Below are 19,547 nucleotides of genomic sequence, written 5' to 3' on the forward strand. Positions count from 1 at the left end.
GTCAGCCCTCCCGCGCCCGATGGTTCCGGAGCCATCGCCGCGCATCCGCACTGGCGGTCGCTACGTCTTCCGCCGTCATGGTCGCCCCTTGCGCGTAGACGAGGTTGGGAAGAAGGCGGGCGGGGCCCGACGTGAAGGCCGTCGTGCCGCCCGTCCGGTCCAGGAGGGCCAGGAAGGCTGCTCCGCTGAGGGAGGCGACCTGCTCGCGGCCATAGGCGACGATGGCGGCTCGCTTGAGGAGCGGCAGGATCGCGGCGGCGTCCGGTGCGGCATCGAGTTCCCGGAGAGCTTCGCGGCGATAGGCATTGGCGCGATGGCGGCGCCAAGCCCGAACCGACGCCACGGGAACGGCCAGGAGTATCCCTGCGAGGATGATCCAGACGCCCGGGGCAAAGGGCCACAAGGATACAGGGGGTGGGAGAACGATGTCGCGAAGATTGGCGAGGTCGGCCGGATCGCTGCTCATGACCGTGCTTCTCTTCTGGCTTCTCTTCGTGCTTCTCTTGGCGCATGCTCGCGAACGGAAGCGGTCATCCGCCGCCCCAGCAGGTCACGGAGCTGGTCGACCGGATCAAGATCCGCCCGGATCGGCAGGACCGGGATCGACCGTTGACGGGAGAAGCGCTCGATCGTCCGCCGGCGCTTCTCGAATGCCTGGGTGAACCGGCCTCGGAGGGCGCTGGACAACGTGTCGACCTCGATTTTCCGATCTCCCTCGGTGACGAAAGCGGAGCCGACCGGCGGAAGATCGGCTTCGAGAGGATCATAGACGAAGACGCCTAGGACATCGTTGTGGGCCGTGAGCGCCGTCACACGCTCCACGGTCTCCTCGTCGCTTCCGGCGGCATCCGTGATCAGGCACAAGAGGCCGTCATGCTTTAAAAGCGGCTGCGCCCGGCGGAGTGCCTCGTTGAGAGCCTCCGGTCGGGTCCTTTCCCCGATCCTGCCGGGCAGATCCTGACTGGCCTTGGCGACGGCATCGATGACGTTCATGGCTCCTGCGTCCCGGGCTCGCGGCTTGATCGTCGCCGTTTCGGTATCGCCGAACACGATGGCGCCGATGCGATCGCCTAGCGACGTCACGCGCCAGGCCGAAGCGGCGGCGACTTCGGCGGCGGCCACCGATTTCGTGGCCCGACGACTGCCGAAGAACATCGACAGACGCTGATCGACCAGCAGGAGAACGGTCCTGTCTCGTTCCTCCGTGTAGACGCGCACGAATGGATCGCGCAGGCGGGCGGTGGCGTTCCAGTCGATCGTGCGGGTGTCGTCGCCGGGATAGTATGGACGCAGCTCCTCGAAGTTCAGCCCGCGGCCGCGAAGCCGCGATGCATGGCGCCCCGCAAGAACGCTGTGGACGGGCTGGCGGGGCAGGAAGCTGAAGCCTCGCGCCTTGTTCCGCAGCCGGATCAGTTCATCGACCGTTACGGAAATTCGGCCCTGGAGAGCCGGGGGATGGTGGAGTGATCCGCCTGATGCCATCCGCACCTCCATCCTTTCGGGGTCAGGCGGCAACCGCCACCTGCCGGACGATCTCGTCGATCACGTCGTCGGGCTTCACCCCGTCGGCCGTCGCTTCGTAGCTCAGGGACACCCGGTGGCGGAGGCAGTCGTGCGCGACGGCCTGCACGTCCTCAGGCACGACGTAGTCCCGTCCCTGAAGCCACGCGTAGGCCCTCGACGCCCGATCGAGCGCCAGCGAGCCACGCGGGCTGGCGCCGATGGCGATCCACTGCTTGAGGTTGTCGCCGTACTCGGCCGGGCGCCGGGTGGCCGCAATCAGTCCCACCATGTAGGTCTCGATCGCCGCGGCGGAGGTGATGCGGTCGATCTCGCGCCTTGCATCGAAGATCGCCTGCTGCGGAATCTTGGGAGAGGTGGCAGGGGATGCAGGTTCCGCGCTTTCCTCACGAACGAGGCGGAGCACCTTCACCTCGTCGGCATCGCTCGGATAATCGATGCGGACATGCATGAGGAAGCGGTCCATCTGGGCCTCGGGGAGGGGATAGGTCCCCTCCTGCTCGATGGGGTTTTCGGTCGCCAGCACCATGAACAGATCGGGCAGCCTGTAGCGCTTGCCCGCGACCGTCACCTGCCGCTCCTCCATGGCCTCGAGCAGGGCGGACTGGACCTTGGCCGGGGCGCGGTTGATCTCGTCGGCCAGGACGAGGTTGCCGAAGACGGGGCCTTGGCGGAACTCGAATGTGCCGTTGCCCTGGCCGTCGCTGCGGTAGATCTCGCCGCCGGTCACGTCGGAGGGCAGGAGATCGGGCGTGAACTGGATCCGGCTGAAATCCGCCTCGAGGTTGCGTGCGAGGCTCTTGATGGCGCGTGTCTTGGCCAAGCCCGGCAAGCCTTCGATCAGGACGTTGCCGTTCGCGAGGAGCGCGATGACCAGCCGCTCGACGACTCGCGCCTGACCGATGATCGCCTGGTTCACGCGCGATTGCAGGTCGAGGATGGCGTCGCGGGCAGACGCAGCCCGGTCTCCCGCTTCGTCTATGTCCAGGATTCGCGTTGCATCACCCACGTTCCATCATCCATGTTCCATCATCCACTTGGCCCACCTTGCTCGCCATTGCGATTCCGCTCGGTCATCGGCTCAGTTCGCCGCCTCGATACCGCTCGGTTTTCAGCTTCCGTCGAGGCCTCCGTTCCCGGGCCGTAGATGAGAGCGCCTCGGAAGCCTCGGGGAATGTGCGTCAGGAAAGAGCGACGGCTGCGGTCGGTATCACCAGCTTCGTCACCAATTTCTTGGCGGTCTTTTTCCCTCGGTGATTGAACCGTTGTCCGGCACGAGCCCGATCGACCTCTTTCAGAGCTTAGGAAGGCTGCCGAGGAGGGGTATTGGGGAAACACATGAGAGGCGGGCAGAAAAATACCGAGCGCCTGGGAACGGCTTGACCGTATCCTGGCGCACCGTGCGAATAGGTGGACCCGGCTTTTCGCAGCAAGCGATGCGCCGCTCTATCGTGGGCGCGTCGCATTGATTCCAAGGGGCGCATTGATCCCAAGAGTGGAATCCACTTTTACGTCCGAGGCTCTGGAGGGTTCGGTCGAGGCGACGATGCGAATGCGTGGGAGAGGGGCGGGGCCGCATGCGCGCCGCTGACCGCGCCCCCAGGACACGCCGCCAGTTTTTCTCAGCGGCCGTCTCGAACTGTCAGCCCGATGGCTCAATCGGTCAAGCACGTTGGGAAGGAGCGATCATACTGCTTTCGTTGCGTCGGTTGGGCCTTTCCGACGTCGGTGGAGTTTGCCTGGCAGAACACTGTCCACGGGCAATGGATGCCGCGGCTCTTAGAGCATCGAACGCAAATGTGGGCGCCGGCTTTGCGTGAGAAGATGCTCGAGATCATCGACTGACTGCATCGGATTAGGGTTCGATGTCACGTCCGAGGCTATAAGCCCGGCGGTTGCAGTTTTCGATCCGGACATCACCAAAACGAAGGATAACTTCGATGATCTCCGTTCCTCTCGCACGCATCCGACACGCCGGCATCGCGGCACCGGCCATTCTCCTGGCGGGAGCGATCCTGGCACAGACGTCGGAAAGGTCCTTGGGAGGATCGAAGCCTGATCAATCCACGATCCAGGATGGTCGAAATCAGGCGGGGACGCGAGCGGGCGGAGACAAGAGCGCGGGGGATGCCGACAAGAAGTTCCGAGAACTCGACCGCCGGATGAGCCGCACGATGCGCAGCGTTTGCGGCAGATGCTAGAGCATCGTGCGGAACAGTGGATCCGGGTTTCGTGACACGGATTCGGATTTGGGCTCGATGCCACGTCCGATGCCGTAGAGCTTGAGGCTTTGCAGGCAACCGGATCCTCTTTTCGCCGGGGCCTCGGCTCTTAACGGTACGTGAGTGGCGCAAACTATCGGAAGGCCGCGCGATCGACGTGCGGACTGGGGATCGCGCAAGAGTGCCGTTTCGCCGTTCGTCTCCTTGAAGGGAGCGAGGACAAAGCATTCAACTTGAGCATGTTCGAGGAGGATAGCGAATGACAACCGCATCAAAGAGGTCGTCGATGTCGGACACGATGCGCAGCGCCGCCGAGCTGGCTATGCCGATGGGTGACGGTCAGGCTGTAGCGAGGGCGGTGCAAACGTGGCTTTCCGCTACGAGCCAGTACCATCGCGAGATGATGGAATTCATGTCCAGGCGTCTTGAGAAGGACGGCGTAGCCATGCGGGATATTCTTGGTTGCCGGAACTTCGCGGATGCAGTGACGCTTCATTCACACTGGATGGAGGAAACGCTACGCGACTACAACGCCGAGATGTCCAAATTGATGACCATCTACAGCCATTCCGTGAACGGTGGAGAGCAGGGCAGTGGGCGATAGCGATCGGTCATGAATCGGGCACTCCTTCGACTACTCCCATGATTGACGCCGTGCCGCCTGCACGGTCAAAAGGGCTGCGCTGCCGCCCTGCGCGGGAGTATCAATTGAGGCGACGGTCGGAAATCGCTTCCTTGAAATGGACCAGTTTGTGGAGCTTGTGGCGATCCACCCCAAGTTCTCCGGCCCATTCGCTCAAGGCGGAGCTGTAAAGCTGGGCGAGAAACCGCGTCGGGTTTTCTGCTCCGCCCCTCAGCCTTACGAGTTCATTCAGGGCTTGTTTCAGCATTGCACGATCAACGGGCATTGTCGCAACTCCCTAGAGCATAGGACCCAAAAGTGGACCCACTTTTGGAATCCAATCCGATGCTCCCTTCTTGGATCGACGCAGCGTGCGGTCTCGATGGGCACGTCCATGAAAAACGGTTCTACCTTTTCGCACGATGCGCCAGAACATGGACAATCTGCGGACCGACGCTCGAGCTGTCAAAAGCGCAAAAGGCTTAAACGGCGTTCATCGGCCCGTGGTCGCAGCGGCTCGTCTCACGTTGCCGTGAGCCGTTCGGCAGGGCTGTGGAGTCCGGAGCGTCCGCCTAAAATATCCACATGCCTGTCCCAAGTGATCAAGCAAAGGAGGCTCAGGCCGATCATAATGTCCCGTTCACTGCGGCTTGTTCGGCTGGTGTCGTGTGCCTGCCGATACGGGAGGGTAAGATGAATCGATTTCTCGTAGCTCTCGGTGCCATTGTTGCGGGAGCCTTGCTCGTGCCAGGAGAAGCTGCGGCGCAGCGAGGCGGCGGCTCTCACGGAGGCGGCGGCTTTGGCGGAGGCGGCGGCGGCGGACGCATCGGCGGCGGCGGCTTTGGTGGAGGCGGCGGCGGCGGACGCATCGGCGGCGTCTTCGGAGGTGGATTCGGCGCAAGCCGCGTGGGCGGTTTCGGCGACTCGAGTTTTTTCTTTCCTCAGGGCGGGGGACGCTCCTTCGGCGGAAATTCGCTTCGCACGGGCAGTATCGGCTACGGGCCGCGCGTCGGCGTGGAAGGCGGCGGCGTGATTCGGCAGGGCTTCGTCCCTGGAACATTCCGCTCTCAGGCCGGGTTCGCACCGGGAGCCATTGAGGGGCCGAGGGGAAACTTCCGGCCCGGCATCGGCACCTATCCGGGCCGCCCCGGCTATTATCCGCGTTATGGCTGGAACTATCCGCGATATGGATGGCGCTACCGGAACGGCTATGGCTACTATGGCTGGGGCTATCCCTATTACGGCCTGGCGGTCGGGGCCTTGGGCTATCCGTATGACGCCGATTACGACTACTACGACTATAACGACAATCCGTATTACAATGTAACCTACGGCAACGATTGCCGCTGGGTGCTTCGTCGCGTCGTCGGTCCCAATGGCGGTATCGTAACCGGGCGCGTCTGGGCCTGCGATGTCTATTGAAACGTCGCGATGTCGGCGGGATGATTGAGAGACGTGCGCCAGCGCGGGCGAGGATTCAATTCTCGCCTGCGCTGGATTTCCCTGCCAATCATCGCGCGTGCGGATCCGTTGTTCGGCGGGTCGCCTAGCGCATCGTGCGGAAAACCGGGTCCGGTTTTCCGCTCAAACGATGCGCTCCTCCAGGAGGAAGTATCGGATTCAATCCCAAAAGTGGCCTCCACTTTTGAGTCCGATGCTCTAGCGGAAGCGACGGTAGGCTACACGTGTGCCGCCAACGAAGCGCGCGCCGCCAACGCGCGGGCCAACGAAGCGTGCGCCGCCAAAGCGCGGGCCATAAAAGCCGCGATAGGCACCATAGTAGCGAGGTCCCCAGAAGGCGCGCCGTGGATAGAAGCGCGGGCCGAAATAGGCCCTGCGCGGGAAGACGTAGCCGGGCGAATAATAGACAGGCGGCCGGTAATAGTACGCGGGGGCGTAATAATTGTACCCCGGCCAGGGCCCATAATAGCCGTAGCCGTAACCCGGATAGCCCCATCCGTAAGCAGGAGTCGTCGCAGCGGCTGTGAGCAGACCCCCGAGGATCGCTCCGCCGACCAGACCTGCGGCCACACCGCCTCCGCCCCAGCCCCAGCCGCCGCGCCAGCCTCCCCAACCGCCGCGCCAGCCTCCGCCCCAGCCTCCGTGCCAGCCTCCGCCCCAACCACCACCTCTCCAGCGTTGTGCATTCGCCGTTTCGATGCTGCCGGTCACCATGAGGATGGCGACGGCGACCGTTGCAAGTTTGCGCATGTCAGCCTCCCTGACGCATCGTGCGGTACCGGAGGTCCGCGTCAGCGGAACATGGCTCCGGCGCATCGCACCAGGTTACCTCACTCAGGCACTCACGCTTGATGAAATGGGACAGGTCCTTGACAATTTGGGCCACTCTCCCGGCTCTGCAGCCATTCCTGACACGGGAGCCGAAGCAGCCTAGAGCATCAGGCGAAAAGTGGACCCGGTTCTCTGCTCAAACGATGCGCTCTTTCTAGGAAGGGGGCATCGATCCCAAAAGTGGATTCCACTTTTCGCGTCCGATGCTCTAGGCATTCACGCTGGCGCGGCGTGCCCGCAGAGCGACGGTCTCCATCTGAACCATGGTGCGGTCGGGCTGGATGGACAGGGTCATCGACGCTTCATCGGCCATCCTGATCGCGACATCGGCAAGCCGCTGAAAACTTTTCAGGCTCTGATCGAGATTGTCGAAGGCAAGGGAACTCTGGATGGCGAGAAACTCGTCCGTCGAGCGGCAGCAGACGAGTGCGTTGAAACTGTCGAGGTTTCGCGTCAATCGTCTCTGATGGAAGCGGAGCCATTCGCGGGAGAGCTCTTCGAAGGCCCCGGCGAGAACAGTGCCGGTTTCGGCGACCGCCCGTAGCCCCCGAACCGATTCTTCCATCTTCCGCTGGGCTTCTCCGTCGCTACCGGAGCCGCCGTTCGTGAGCTGGCGGGATGAGTGCCGGGCCAGTTCCGGCATCGCGCGGGCACTGGTCTCCACCGTCTCCTGCAGAGTGCGTGCAATGGTTTGCAGGCTTTCGATGCTGGCGCGGAGCGCACCGGCGATGTCGTTCGTCATCCGTTGCGCGGTCTCGTTCGGCTCAAGAGTCAGCTTCGCCTCTTCCCTCATCGGCTTCCATCCTCTCTCAACGAATTCGTGATTGCTGTCCTGGAGGTCCCTCGTCGGCCGTCATCCAAAGTCGCTTGCAAGGTCGCTTGCAAAGGTCGCTTGGGCAAGCGGGATGAAGCTGGAAGTGCTCGTGCCTTAGGCTCACCGGCCCAGCCTGGGTCAGAATTGTCCTGACAGGGCGAACGAGCCCGCCGCACGTGCGCGACGGGGTCCCGGCATGTGAAACATGAACGAACTATTCCGCCACCTTAGATCTGCAGAGGATGCGTCGCTTGACCGATACGGACAATCTCTTGACAGTTCGGGCCGCCGAGACGGGCAATAGGTCACAATGGCCTGGATGGGCGGGAGTTGGCGCATGACCTCTTAGAGAAGGGCGCTTTCCTTCCGGCCTGACAGATGGAAGGCTGCGTAGACGGCAACGACCGTCATCGTCAGAAGGATCGTCGAAAGGGCCGATGCGGTGCCGTATTCGCCGTCCATGACCGAGAGATAAATTCGCACCGGCATGGTGATGGTGCTGCCCACATAGAGCACCAGCGAGGACGACAGCTCGTTCATGGCCGTGACGAAGCTCATGAGAGCCCCGGCCATGATGCCTGGCAGGATCAGCGGTACCGTCACCTTCAGGAAGGCCTTGCCCGGGGAATAGCCGAGGCTCACGGCCGCATCCTCGAGGTTGGGACCGACCTGCTTCAAGGCGGCCGCGACCGAGCGCGCCGAGTAGGGAAGGCGCCGGACGAAGACCGCCATGATGATGATGAGACCCGTTCCGGTCAAAGCGAGCGGTGGCTCGTTGAAGCGGGTGATGAAGGCGATGCCCATGACGATGCCGGGCACCACGTAAGGCACCATCAGAAGGGCGTCGAGCGCGCCCGTCGCGATTCCGGGACGTCGGGAAATGAGGTAGCCGATCAGGGTTCCCGTAATGACGATGGCCACCACGGCGACGGAGGAGAAGATCAGGGTATTCCAGATCGGATCCGAGACCGTCGAGATGACGCGCTCGTAGCTCTGCAGGCTCACGCCGGGCTGAAACACCGGCCCGCTCGTGCGGCGGAACGAGAACAGCACCACGATGATGGCCGGGAGCGCGCCGATGATCACGATGGCGTAGGCGAGGGCATGAAGGCCCGCCGCCTTGAGGCCCCGGATATGCTTGCGTTCCGGCTTCTTGATCAGATTGCTGTGATAGACGTTCTTGCGAAGAACCCAGCGTTGCCCGAAGACGACGATCATCGAGAGAACGATCAGCGCGATGCTCAGCGCCGAGGCCATTCCCGGATTGCCGCCCACTTCGCTGCCGTAGAGATTGAAGGCCTCCGTGGCCAGCACGTTGAAATCGCGCCCGATTATGCGCGGGGTGCCGAAATCGGCGATGGAAAGAACGAAGGTGAGAAGCGCGCTCGCCGAGATCGCCGGCAGAATCAGCGGAAGCGTGATCGTGAAGAGGCGCTTGAACGGGGACACGCCGAGGCTCTCCGCCGCTTCTTCGACGGAGCGGTTGATCGATGCGAGCGCGCCTGAAGTGATCAGGAAGACATGCGGGAAGAACTTGAAGGCGAAGACGAGGATCACTCCCGCCGCGCCGTAGAGAGGCGGAATGGAAATGCCGATTTCCGCGAGCCCCTTGCGCACCACGCCGCTTGCGCCGAACAGCACGATCCATGCATAGGCGCCGATGAAGGGAGGCGAGACCAGGGCCACCACGGCAAGCGTTTGAATGAGGGCGCGGCCGTAGATGTGAAAGCGCGTCGTCACGAAGGCGAGGGTGACGCCGAGAACGAGGGCGCCCGCCATGCCGCCGAAGCCGGCGAGCAGGGTGTTTCCGATGGCGCGCTGATAGGCTTTGACGGTCGCGATCTCGACATAATGGACGAACGAGAAGGCCCCCGTATCGTTGTCGATCAGGCTGGCGCGAAGGACCGACGACAAGGGCCAGATCAGCAGCGCGATGAGGATCACCCAGGCTGCGATCAGCACGAAGGTCCAGATGTCGAAGCGAACGCGCCGTTTCATCATGGCCGTCCCGCCTCGATCACGTCGCCATTGGGGCGGAAGAGGGCGATCTTCGAAAACGGAAGCCGGATCTCGACGGAACGCCCTTCCATCGCGATGAAGTCGTGTGCCGGATCGGCCACCTGGGCCACGATCTCGCCGGCCTCGGTCTTGAGGGTATAATGAGCCTCGCGGCCGAGGAAGGTGACCTTCATCACCTCGCCCTTCAGGGTGATCGTCTCGCCCGGCGCTGCCTCGAGAGACAACAGCACGTTCTCCGGCCGGATGGCGACTTCGACCGTGCCCGCCTCCCCGGAAGGATAGGCGATCGACTGGCCGCCGACGGTCAGGCGTCCGTCCTCGAGGCGCCCCGGAAGGAAATTCATGGTGCCGACGAAGGAGGCCGCGAACCGGCGCAGGGGCTTGCGGTAGATCTCGAACGGGGTTCCGATCTGCTCGACATGACCCTTGTTCATCACGCAGATGCGGTCGGAGACGGCAAGAGCCTCCTCCTGGTCGTGCGTGACGTAGATCGTCGTGATGCCCAGGCGCCGCTGGATGTCGCGGATATCTTCCCGCAGCTCGATACGCAGTTTCGCATCGAGGTTCGAGAGCGGCTCGTCCATGAGCAGAAGGGTCGGGCGGATCGCCATCGCACGGGCGAGGCCGATGCGCTGCTGCTGCCCGCCCGACATCTCCGCCGGAAGGCGGTTCTGATAGCCGTCGAGGCGCACCATCTTGAGGCTTTCGGCCACCCGCGCCTCGATCTCGCTTTTGGGAAGCGAGCGGGCCTTGAGACCGAAGGCGACGTTGTCCGCAACCGAAAGGTGTGGAAAGACCGCGTAATCCTGGAACACCATGCCGATGTCGCGCTTGTGCGCGGGCTTGTGGTCGATCCGCTCTCCGTTGACGACGATGTCGCCCCGATCCTGATGCTGAAAGCCCGCAATGGTGCGCAGAAGTGTGGTCTTGCCGCAGCCGCTGGGACCCAGAAGCGTGAAGAATTCCCCCGATGCGATGTCGAGATCGATGCTTTCCAGGACCCGAACGTCCTTGTAGCTCTTGGCCAGCCCCTGGATCTTCAAATCGGCCACACCCGGCTCCCTTGTTGGTTTATCCACGCCCCGGAAAGCTCTGACTTTACAAAAGTTACCGCCTTCAGCAACATGCCTTTACCTGGCTAACGAATTCCCCGGGAGGATTTTATGTTGAAAGTCGGACTGACCGCGGGCGTGCTGCTCGCGTCTCTCACAGCTGCGGCCATGGCCCAGGACAAGACCGTCGTGGTCTATACCGCTCATAAGGCATCCATCGTCGATGCACTAGTGCCGAAGTTCGAGAAGGAAACCGGCATCAAGGTCGATGTGGTGAAGGCCGGATCAGGCGACATCATCAAGCGCGTCAAGGCCGAATCCACATCCGCGAAGGCGGACGTGATCTGGAGCATCGGCGGCGAGCAGCTGGAGGACAACAAGGACCTGCTGGCGGTCTACAAGCCGAAGGAGGACGATGCCATTCTGACGACCTACAAGGTCAGCCCTGAATGGATTCCCTATACGGGTATTCTGCTCGTCATGGCGGTCAACAACAAGGAGTTGAAGCCTGCCGACTATCCCAAGACCTGGGCGGAACTCGGCGATCCCAAGTGGAAGGGCAAGATTTCCTCCGCCCGCGCCGACACGTCCGGCTCCAGCTTCCAGCAGCTCGCGACCGTGCTGATCGGTCATGGCGACAAGGGCTGGGACGTCTACAACAAGATTCTCGCCAACACGAATCTGTCGGATTCCTCTGGCGCCGTTCCGCGCTACGTCAACGACGGCGAGGCGCTCGTGGGCCTGACCCTCGAGGACAACGCCCTCGATTACGTGAAGGGCGGCGGCAATGTCGCGATCGTCTATCCTGAAGACGGATCGTCGACGGTGGCCGACGGCGTCGCTCTGGTGAAGGGCGCGCCGCACGCGGATAACGGCAAGGTGTTCATCGATTGGCTTCTCTCGAAGCCCGTGCAGGAGCAGCTCGTCTCCGAAATCGGGCGTCGCTCGGTCCGCAAGGACGTGACCGGCTCCGGTCTCAAGCCCATCGGCGAAATCAAGCTCGTTGACTACGACATCAAGAAGGTGGCACAGAGCCGCAACGATTGGGTCGCCAAGTGGAAGTCGGCTCTTCAGAATCGTTGAGCCGCCACCGCTTGAGGTCATGAAGCCGACATGCTGATCGAAGCATTTTCCGAGGCGAAGAATCCTGCTGCGCCTCATGCCAACGAGGACCAGATCGTCATCCTGCCGGGTCGCGCCTATGCGGTCATCGACGGGGTCACGGATCGCCTCGGCACCCGCTACCAGGGAATGCTCTCCGGTCAGTATGCGGCCGTGACCGTCAAGCGCGCGCTCGAACACATGCTGAGCGCGCCCGAAGCGCGCATGGACGGCATTGCCGTCGTCCATGCGCTGACGGCGGAAATCGCCGCCGCCTACAAGGCGTTCGGGACGGCCGAAAAGGTCCTTACGGACTGGAACCTGCGTCTCTCGGCGGCACTGGCCCTCGTGCTCGTTCAGGCCGAGACGGTGGATGTGATCCTCGTCGGCGACAGCGGCGTGCGCATCAACGGCGAACACATTCTGCGGATGGAGAAGGATCTCGACCTGATCACGTCCATCCTGCGGCGGCAGGCCTGGCCCGTGATCGGACAGAAGACCTCCGATCCCGAAAAGCAGGAACTGGTCTCCCGCCGCGTCACCTGGCACGGCACGCGCCAGCCTCTCGACGCCGTCGCCGATACCCTCGATGCCGACGATATGGCTCTCATCGAGAGCCGCGCCATCGCGGCCAACCGCGAGGCGCTCCCGCATGTGGCCCTGGCCGATATCGAGAACCTGGTGCGGGGCGGTATCGTCAACGCGCAAGGCGGCTATCAGAACAACGGCTCCCTGCAGCTCGGCTACCCCTGCATCGATGGATTCGAAGTGCCGCAGCACATGATCAGGATCGAGCGGTTTCCGCGCTCTGAGGTCAGGACGGTCGAGATCTATTCGGACGGCTACTTCAAGCCTGGCGACGGGTTCGGTGTGGCGGCATGGGAAAAGGCGTTCGACGAGGCCGAGCGGGAGGATCCCGCGAAGGTGCTCCTCTACTCTTCGCCGAAGGGATCCACGTCATCCCATTGGGCCGACGACAGGACTTATCTCGCAGTCAAATTCTGAAATCCGGCGGACCTTTCGCTGGTGAAAAAAGCCGGAATTCGCGCCAGACGTTGTCATTTCGGATCGCGGCAGGCTTGTTCACACCCATCGGCGGGCCGGTATCTTCCGCCATCATATTGAAATAGTTTGTTGATCTTGATGTCTTCTCGAAGTGTGGCAAACTTTGGGTTGGCTCGTCCTGGATTTCGCCTTATTTCGACGCGAAGTCTCGGCATCGTCGAAAAGTTCATTTCTGTCATTTGTCATTAGGGTGATCGTGGCTCAATCGGTATGGTCGGGAACCAGAAAACTCTCTTCTCTGGCGATCCTCGCAGGACTTTTGTCCGCAGCGGTATCGATCCCGCCCGCCATCGCGTTCGATTTCTTCGGCCTTTTCGGCGGGAGCGATGAGCCGCCGCCGCCGAACGCGGAAACGCTGCCCTACAATCTCGATTTTTCGGTTGTCGGCGGCGACAAGGACCTGGTCCAGATCCTCAAGGATGCATCCACCCTTCAGAGCCTGCGGAGCGATCCTCCTCCGGATGCCGAGGCGCTGGTGCGTCGGGCGGAGGCCGATCTTCCCCGGCTGAACGATGCGCTCTGGGGCGCGGGTTATTACAATGCCCGCATCACGGTGAGCGTTGCAGGCGCGCCTCTTTCACTCCGGGCCACCCGTCCCGAGGCCGCCATCCGGTCAGCCATGGCCTATCGGTCGCGGGCGCTCGTGCCGGTTCAGGTCACGGTAGACCCGGGGCCGCAATTCGTTCTCCGGAATGTCGCCGTTCTCGATGCAAGGACGGGCCGGCCGTTCCCGCCGGGCGAGTTGCCGCCCCGCATCGTCAGGATCCATTCAGGCGATCCGGCGCGCGCGGCGGACATCGTGGCGACCCAGGCGCGGATCGTCGATTTCTTCCGAGCGCAGTCGCGGCCCTTCGCCAAGGTGACGGGGCAGAATCCCGTCGTCTATCACCCGGCGCAGGTCATGGATGTCAGCCTGACGGTCGATCCCGGGCCGCGCGCTGGCATCGGCGAAGTCGCCGTGAGGGGTGCGGAAAACGTGGACCCCGCGGTGGTGCGCTCGTTCATCTATACCGAGCCGGGCGACCCCTATTCGCCGGCCGCCATCGCCTCGATGCGCAAGTCGATCCTCAACATCGAGGCGCTGTCGTCGGTGCGGGTGCGCGAGGGGCAGGCGCTCGATGCCTACGGCAATCTGCCCCTCTTCGTCGACATCACGGAACGCCCGCCCCGCGTCGTCGGCGCGTCGGTGCAGTATTCGACGACGGATGGCCCCGCGGTTCGCGCCTATTGGGCGCATCGCAATCTCTTCGGGGGAGCCGAACGCTTGCGGCTGGAGGGCAGCCTCTTCTACCTCACGGAGAACGGCGGCCGTCCGGATAACGACGATGACGGTTTCGATTGGAGCGATCTCGGAGGGCGGTTCAAGGCGAGCTTCCTGAAGCCCGGCCTGTGGGGAACGCGCAACGATTTTCTGGCCGAAGCGCTTGCGGAGCGTGATCGAACGGAGGGCTACACGAGCCGCCTCGTGAACGGAACGGCGGGGATCCGCCATCGCTTCAGCGAAACCTTCTCCATCCAGGGCGGCATCGAATACGAGAAGGGGCAGGCCTCCGACATTCTCGGCGAGGTGGACTACACCCTCGTGGGCCTGCCGCTGTCCGTCTCCTACGATTCCACGGACAATACCCTCGATCCAACCCGGGGCATGAGGCTCATCGCGTCGGTGACGCCCTATCCGGGTTTCCTCGGTTCGTCGGTTCCCATGACGATCGCGAAGGGAACGGCCTCGGCCTATTGGTCTCTCGATGAGGAATCCCGCTACGTGCTCGCGGGCCGTCTCGGCCTCGGCACGATCATCGGCGCGAATCTCGAGGACATTCCGGCGAACAGGCGCTTCTACGCAGGCGGCGGCGGCTCCGTGCGCGGCTTCGCCTATCGCAGTCTCAGCCCGATCGTCCTGGGCGACCCCATCGGCGGGCGCAGCCTGCTCGAAGGGTCCCTGGAAGCGCGCATCAAGGTCACCGATACGATCGGGATCGTGCCCTTCGTCGATGCCGGGACCGCCTTCGCATCGAGCTACCCGGATTTCGACGACACGATCCGCGTCTCCGCCGGCCTGGGGCTGCGCTATTATACCGGCATCGGACCGATCCGCCTCGATGTCGCGATGCCCATTCGCCGCGAAAAATGGGACGACAGCTCCCTTGCCATCTATGTCGGGATTGGACAGGCGTTCTGATGATCAAGCTGCGACGCCATCTCACCCTCTTCGCCGCCGCCGTGGTCATCGCGCTCGCCGCCGTGTGGTTCGCCGTCGACTCCCCGAGCCGGGCCCAGACAGATCAGAGCGTTCTGGCGAACCTGATTTCGCGCGTTCTCTCGACGCCGACCACGCGGGTCACGATCGGCCAGATCGAAGGGGCGCTGTCATCGAATGCCGTGATCCGGGATGTGAGGATCGCGGATCGCGACGGCGTCTGGCTTTCGCTCGATCGCGCGCGCCTGGTCTGGACCCGGACCGCGCTGCTGCGCGGGCGTCTGGAGGTGAACGAGCTCGAGATCGATCACCTGCAAGTCCTGCGCAAGCCCGAGACGACGGAGGAGGAGAAGGTCGCCGTCTCCGACGAGCCGATCCTCCCCGAATTGCCCGTAAAGGTGATCGTCGAAGGATTCACTCTGCAGGAGCTTACGCTCGGCGAGCCGGTGCTCGGCACCGCCGCGCGGCTCTCCGCCAAAGGTTCGGCCAATCTCGGCGATCCGAGCGAAGGACTGAAGCTCGATTTCGCGGCGCAGCGTCTGGATGCCGCGGGCAGCCTTTCGATCGCGCTCAATTATGTCCCGCAAACCAACCGGCTTGCCTTGGACCTGAAGCACCAGGAGCCGGAGGGCGGCATCGCAGCCCGCCTGCTCGATCTGCCGGGCCTTCCGCCGGTCGATCTCAAGCTCGCGGGCGACGGCCCCTTGAGCAATTTCGCGGCGCGGCTCGATTTTTCAGCCGGTCCGACCATCGGTGCCGCAGGCACGACGACGGTCCGGCGCGCCGGGACAGCCTACGACGTCGATGCCGATCTTGCCGCGCAGGTCGCGGGGCTGCTCCCCGCGCCGGTCGCTCCCGTCTTCTCGGGAACGACGCAGCTCGTCGGCAACGTGACGATCGGGGACGACGGCAGCCTGAAGCTCCAGCCGTTGCGCGTCACCTCGAACGTGGCGAGCTTCGACATGGCAGGAACCGTCAGCGGGGCGCGGGCTCTCGACCTGACCCTGCAGGCCCGGGCCGTGCCCAATGACGGATCGGCCACCCGTGCGGGCGATGCGGAGATCCGCCGTCTCGTCTTCGACGGACGTGTGCAGGGAACGATGACGGCGCCGCGCATCAACGGTTCGCTCGATGCCGCGGGAATCCGCCTGCCGCAGGGCGCGCTCGATACCCTCGCGGCGCGCATCGCCATGAACCCGGTGAACGATGCGGCCATTCCCGATCGGTTCACGTTCTCCGTCGATGCCAGAGCCGACGGCATCCAACCGGCCGACCGTGCGGTCGCCCGCGCCCTCGGGCGGACCCTGTCGCTGAACGCCAACGGCACGCTCGACCGGGACGGAATCGCCATCGTCGACACGGCGCGCCTCGAAACCGCCACCGCGCAAGCCGATTTCAGCGGCCGGGTCGGCCCGACGGTTCTGGATGGAAACCTGAACGCCACGATTCCCGCGCTCGCATCCTTCTCGGGTGTCGCCGGCCGGACTCTTCGTGGCTCGGCGGCCCTCGACGCGAAGCTCTCAGGAAACCCGAGGCGGTCCGACATCGCCGCAACGATCGACGCCAGCCTGCGGGAGCTCTCCACGGGAACACCGCCCCTGGATGGCCTTCTCGGCCGGTCGGTAGGGGCGAAAGGCGTCATGCGCCGGGTGCCCGGTGGGTTTGCGTTCGAGAATTTCCGGATCGACGGAGCGCATCTTGATGCGCGCGTGGACGGGCGGGCCACGCAGAGCACGGCCGATCTGGGCCTCGACATTTCCATCGACCAGCTCCGGCATCTCGATCCGCGCGTGAGCGCCGGGCGAGCCAATCTTACGGCTCGTCTTTCGGGCTCCCTGGAAAAGCCCGACGTCACGGCGGATGCGACGCTCTCCGACGTGCGTGCGCTCGACCGGCCCGTCCCACGCCTCGCGCTCCGGCTCGACGCCAAGGACGTGACGGGCGCGCTCGATGCCGCTCTCACATTCGACGGGCAGGTCGGCGCCAAGGCTGCGACGGGAAGCGCGCATGTGGCGCGACCAGGTGAGGGCGGCTGGCTTCTCGACCGGCTCGACGCACGGATCGGCTCCGTCGCTCTGAACGGAAATCTCCGGATAGGCCCCGACGAGCTGGCCGAGGGCCGGGTGTCGGTTTCGGGCGGCGATCTCGACGATCTCAGCCCGCTCGTCCTGACGAAGCTCGACGGATCGCTGAACGCCGATATCGCGCTCAGCGCCGTAAACGGACGCCAGGATGTTTCGATCACGGCGAAGGGATCGCGCGTCGCGGTTTCGAACGTGGCGGTGCAGGGCTTCGATGCCCGGCTGTCCGTTGCCGATCTCTATGCACGCCCCGTCATCGACGGCATCGTCCAGGCCGACGCGCTGACGGCCGCCGGCCAAACTTTCCGGACGATCCGCATTTCGGCCGTGGGATCGCCAGCCGCATCGAACATCACGGCATCGGCCGTGGGACAGGGCTTCGACCTGAACGCGCAGGCCCGCGTGGTGCCGGGCGACGCGACGCGGATCGAACTGGCGAGCTTCGCGGCCAGGCGCGGCGGCAGACGTCTTGCTCTCGCGCAGCCCGCCGTCATTGAGCTTCGGGGCGGCGATGCCACCATCGCCGGGCTCGTGATCGCCACCGACCAGGGCCGCGTCGGCGTCTCGGGCAAGGTCGGGAGCCGGCTCGATCTCTCGGTCGATATCCGCAACCTTCCGCTCCAGGTCGCGGAGATCGCCGTACCCGGTCTCGGCCTCGCAGGCACCGTGAACGGGAGTGCGGCGGTCACGGGCGATCCCGGCAATCCGTCCGGCTCCTACGACGTGCGGGTCGCCGGGCTCGCAACGCCCGATACGCGCCAGGCGGGCCTCCCCCCGCTGGCTGTGACGGCGCGGGGCCGGATCGCGGATCAACGGGCGACGATCGACGCGACTGTGGCCGCAGGACGTTTCGGAACGCTGCAGGTCTCGGGAAGCGCGCCGCTCGACACCACGGACGAGCTCGCCCTGAAAATTGCGGGCCGAACGGATCTCGCGCTGGCGAACAGCTTCCTGTCGGCCCGCGGCCAGCGCCTGACCGGCGGCGCCGCACTCGATCTTTCCGTCGCGGGCGCCATGACCGAGCCACGCATTCAAGGGGCGGTGACCCTGGCAGGCGGAACCTTCGTCGATTCGCTTCAGGGGATCCAGCTGAACGACATCAACGGGCGGCTTGCCGCGCGTGGCGATGTTCTTGCCATCGAGAGCCTGAACGCCCGCACGCGAAACGACGGATCGCTGAGCGCCAGCGGACGGGTGACCCTCGATCCGGCGGCAGGTCTGCCAGCCGATATCCGCATCACCGGCAGCCGCGCCCAGCTCGTATCGAACCCGCTTGTGGATGCCACAGCCGATCTCGCTCTCACTGTTTCGGGGCCCCTCATGAGCGCCCCGCGTCTCGGCGGACGGGTCGACATCATCTCGATGAACGTCTCCGTTCCCGACCGCCTCCCCACCACCTTGAGACCGCTGCCGGGCACCCGGCACGTTCAGCCGACGCCCACGGCCGCCGCGCGGCTTGCCCTCGAGCGCAGGCGGCAGAGCGCCGCCCGGGGAAGCCCGTTCACTGCGGAACTCGATCTCGTCGTCACGGCACAGAACCGCATCTTCGTGCGGGGCCGGGGGATCAATGCTGAACTCGGCGGCGATCTGCGGCTCGAGGGAACATCCCGCGATCCGGTCGCCATCGGGGCCTTCGATCTCCGGCGCGGGCGCCTCGATCTCATCGGCCGGCGTCTCGATTTCGTGCACGGAAGGCTGGACTTCACCGGCGATCTCACGCCCTCGCTCGACTTCGTGGCGGAAACGCAGGCGGGCGATGTAACGGCACGCATCGCCGTGACGGGACCGGCCTCACAGCCCGCATTCGGATTCAGCTCGAGCCCGGATCTGCCGCAGGACGAGGTTCTGTCCCGGATCCTGTTCCAGCGCCCCTCCGGCGGCCTTTCGGCCGGGCAGGCGCTGCAGCTCGCACAGACCGTGGCACAGCTCTCCGGCGGTACGGGAACGGATGCGTTCGAGAGCCTGCGGCGTTCTCTCGGCGTCGACAGCCTCGATATCTCCGTTGATGCGAGCGGCGGCCCGGCGGTCGGCGTCTCCCGCTACATCAGCGACAATGTCCGCGTCGGCGTCAAGGCAGGGGCCCGGCCCGAGGAGAGCGGCGTCACCGTCGATGTGGATCTGACGCGGCGTCTGAAGGCGCAAGGCGCGGTTGACGCCGACGGGGGAACCTCCGTCGGCCTCGGCTTCGAGCTCGAATATTGAGGCGTCAGCGCTGGGGCATCGGACATGAAAAGTGGGGACCGGTTTCGCGCGAATGGGCGGGCCATCGTCCCGATACGCGCGTGGTCATTCCCGTTGTCCTTTGCCCGGTCTTGAGCCGGGCATCCACGTCCTTCTCGTGTAATGGTGCGTGAAGACGCGGATTCCTGCACCGCGTGCGGCCATGACGACGAAGGCCTTGGCGGGCCGCGGACGGTCCCTCCGGGCCGCAGGAACGATGCGCTCCTTCCAAGAAGGGAGCATCGGATTCAAGCCCAAAAGTGGATTCCACTTTTCGCCTCCGATGCCCGAGCGAAGCGGGAGGCCCGCTGACGGGCCTCTCGACCGGCTGCCTCATGGAC

General features: G+C 64.3%; 15 protein-coding genes. 7 read left to right on the forward strand and 8 right to left on the reverse strand.

Annotated elements, in window-relative coordinates:
- Position 1 precedes the first annotated feature (1 nt).
- From AB8841_RS17365 to AB8841_RS17375, 3 genes are read right to left on the reverse strand one after another with little or no spacing between them, the layout of a single operon-like run.
- Positions 2 to 466 (reverse strand): DUF4381 domain-containing protein, encoded by a 465-nt coding sequence (locus AB8841_RS17365; protein WP_370437073.1) that lies wholly within the window; start codon positions 464 to 466, stop codon positions 2 to 4.
- Complete coding sequence (locus tag AB8841_RS17370) at positions 463 to 1,482, reverse strand: DUF58 domain-containing protein (RefSeq protein WP_370437074.1); 1,020 nt, start codon at positions 1,480 to 1,482, stop codon at positions 463 to 465. The genes AB8841_RS17365 and AB8841_RS17370 overlap by 4 nt, the downstream gene beginning before the upstream one ends.
- Positions 1,483 to 1,504: 22 nt before the next feature.
- The gene (locus AB8841_RS17375) at positions 1,505 to 2,530 is read right to left on the reverse strand and encodes an AAA family ATPase (protein ID WP_370437075.1); all 1,026 of its coding nucleotides are present in this window, start codon (positions 2,528 to 2,530) and stop codon (positions 1,505 to 1,507) included.
- A 931-nt stretch (positions 2,531 to 3,461) separates the two neighbouring features.
- Here AB8841_RS17375 and AB8841_RS17380 point away from each other — a divergent pair.
- Together AB8841_RS17380 and AB8841_RS17385 are read left to right on the forward strand one after the other, a co-directional pair.
- Complete coding sequence (locus AB8841_RS17380) at positions 3,462 to 3,722, forward strand: hypothetical protein (protein ID WP_370437076.1); 261 nt, start codon at positions 3,462 to 3,464, stop codon at positions 3,720 to 3,722.
- Positions 3,723 to 4,029: 307 nt separating this feature from the next.
- Positions 4,030 to 4,347 (forward strand): phasin family protein, encoded by a 318-nt coding sequence (locus AB8841_RS17385; RefSeq protein ID WP_370437077.1) that lies wholly within the window; start codon positions 4,030 to 4,032, stop codon positions 4,345 to 4,347.
- Positions 4,348 to 4,447: 100 nt separating this feature from the next.
- Here the strand turns inward: AB8841_RS17385 and AB8841_RS17390 are convergent, their stop codons facing one another.
- Positions 4,448 to 4,651 carry a hypothetical protein gene (locus AB8841_RS17390; RefSeq protein ID WP_370437078.1) on the reverse strand — a complete coding sequence of 68 codons (204 nt, stop codon included), beginning with the start codon at positions 4,649 to 4,651 and terminating at the stop codon, positions 4,448 to 4,450.
- Between the two features lie 407 nt (positions 4,652 to 5,058).
- On the opposite strand from AB8841_RS17390, the gene AB8841_RS17395 reads away from it, so the two are divergent.
- The gene (locus AB8841_RS17395; protein ID WP_370437079.1) at positions 5,059 to 5,787 is read left to right on the forward strand and encodes a hypothetical protein; all 729 of its coding nucleotides are present in this window, start codon (positions 5,059 to 5,061) and stop codon (positions 5,785 to 5,787) included.
- 237 nt (positions 5,788 to 6,024) lie between these two features.
- Here AB8841_RS17395 and AB8841_RS17400 read toward each other — a convergent pair whose 3' ends face one another.
- The 4 genes from AB8841_RS17400 to AB8841_RS17415 all read right to left on the reverse strand — a co-directional run bounded on the left by AB8841_RS17400 (position 6,025) and on the right by AB8841_RS17415 (position 10,542).
- Positions 6,025 to 6,576: a hypothetical protein gene (locus AB8841_RS17400; protein WP_370437080.1), complete on the reverse strand. Its 552-nt coding sequence runs from the start codon at positions 6,574 to 6,576 to the stop codon at positions 6,025 to 6,027.
- A gap of 289 nt (positions 6,577 to 6,865) precedes the next feature.
- Entirely contained in the window at positions 6,866 to 7,450 is a 585-nt protein-coding gene (locus AB8841_RS17405; protein ID WP_370437081.1) for a phasin family protein, read from the reverse strand.
- A 366-nt stretch (positions 7,451 to 7,816) separates the two neighbouring features.
- Positions 7,817 to 9,472, reverse strand: coding sequence for an ABC transporter permease (locus tag AB8841_RS17410; protein ID WP_370437082.1), 1,656 nt, complete (start codon positions 9,470 to 9,472; stop codon positions 7,817 to 7,819).
- Positions 9,469 to 10,542 (reverse strand): ABC transporter ATP-binding protein, encoded by a 1,074-nt coding sequence (locus AB8841_RS17415; protein WP_370437083.1) that lies wholly within the window; start codon positions 10,540 to 10,542, stop codon positions 9,469 to 9,471. Before AB8841_RS17415 ends, AB8841_RS17410 begins: the two co-directional genes overlap by 4 nt.
- A 111-nt stretch (positions 10,543 to 10,653) precedes the next feature.
- Between AB8841_RS17415 and AB8841_RS17420 the strand changes: the two genes are divergently transcribed.
- The 4 genes from AB8841_RS17420 to AB8841_RS17435 all read left to right on the forward strand — a co-directional run bounded on the left by AB8841_RS17420 (position 10,654) and on the right by AB8841_RS17435 (position 19,188).
- On the forward strand, positions 10,654 to 11,625 hold the full coding sequence (locus tag AB8841_RS17420; RefSeq protein ID WP_370437084.1) for an extracellular solute-binding protein: 972 nt from the start codon (positions 10,654 to 10,656) through the stop codon (positions 11,623 to 11,625).
- 30 nt (positions 11,626 to 11,655) lie between these two features.
- Entirely contained in the window at positions 11,656 to 12,648 is a 993-nt protein-coding gene (locus tag AB8841_RS17425; RefSeq protein WP_370437085.1) for a hypothetical protein, read from the forward strand.
- 256 nt (positions 12,649 to 12,904) lie between these two features.
- Entirely contained in the window at positions 12,905 to 14,887 is a 1,983-nt protein-coding gene (locus AB8841_RS17430) for an autotransporter assembly complex family protein (protein WP_370437086.1), read from the forward strand.
- Complete coding sequence (locus tag AB8841_RS17435; RefSeq protein WP_370437087.1) at positions 14,887 to 19,188, forward strand: translocation/assembly module TamB domain-containing protein; 4,302 nt, start codon at positions 14,887 to 14,889, stop codon at positions 19,186 to 19,188. Before AB8841_RS17430 ends, AB8841_RS17435 begins: the two co-directional genes overlap by 1 nt.
- Positions 19,189 to 19,547 lie beyond the last annotated feature (359 nt).

The sequence above is a fragment of the Microvirga sp. TS319 genome (assembly GCF_041276405.1).
Taxonomy (GTDB): Bacteria; Pseudomonadota; Alphaproteobacteria; order Rhizobiales; family Beijerinckiaceae; genus Microvirga.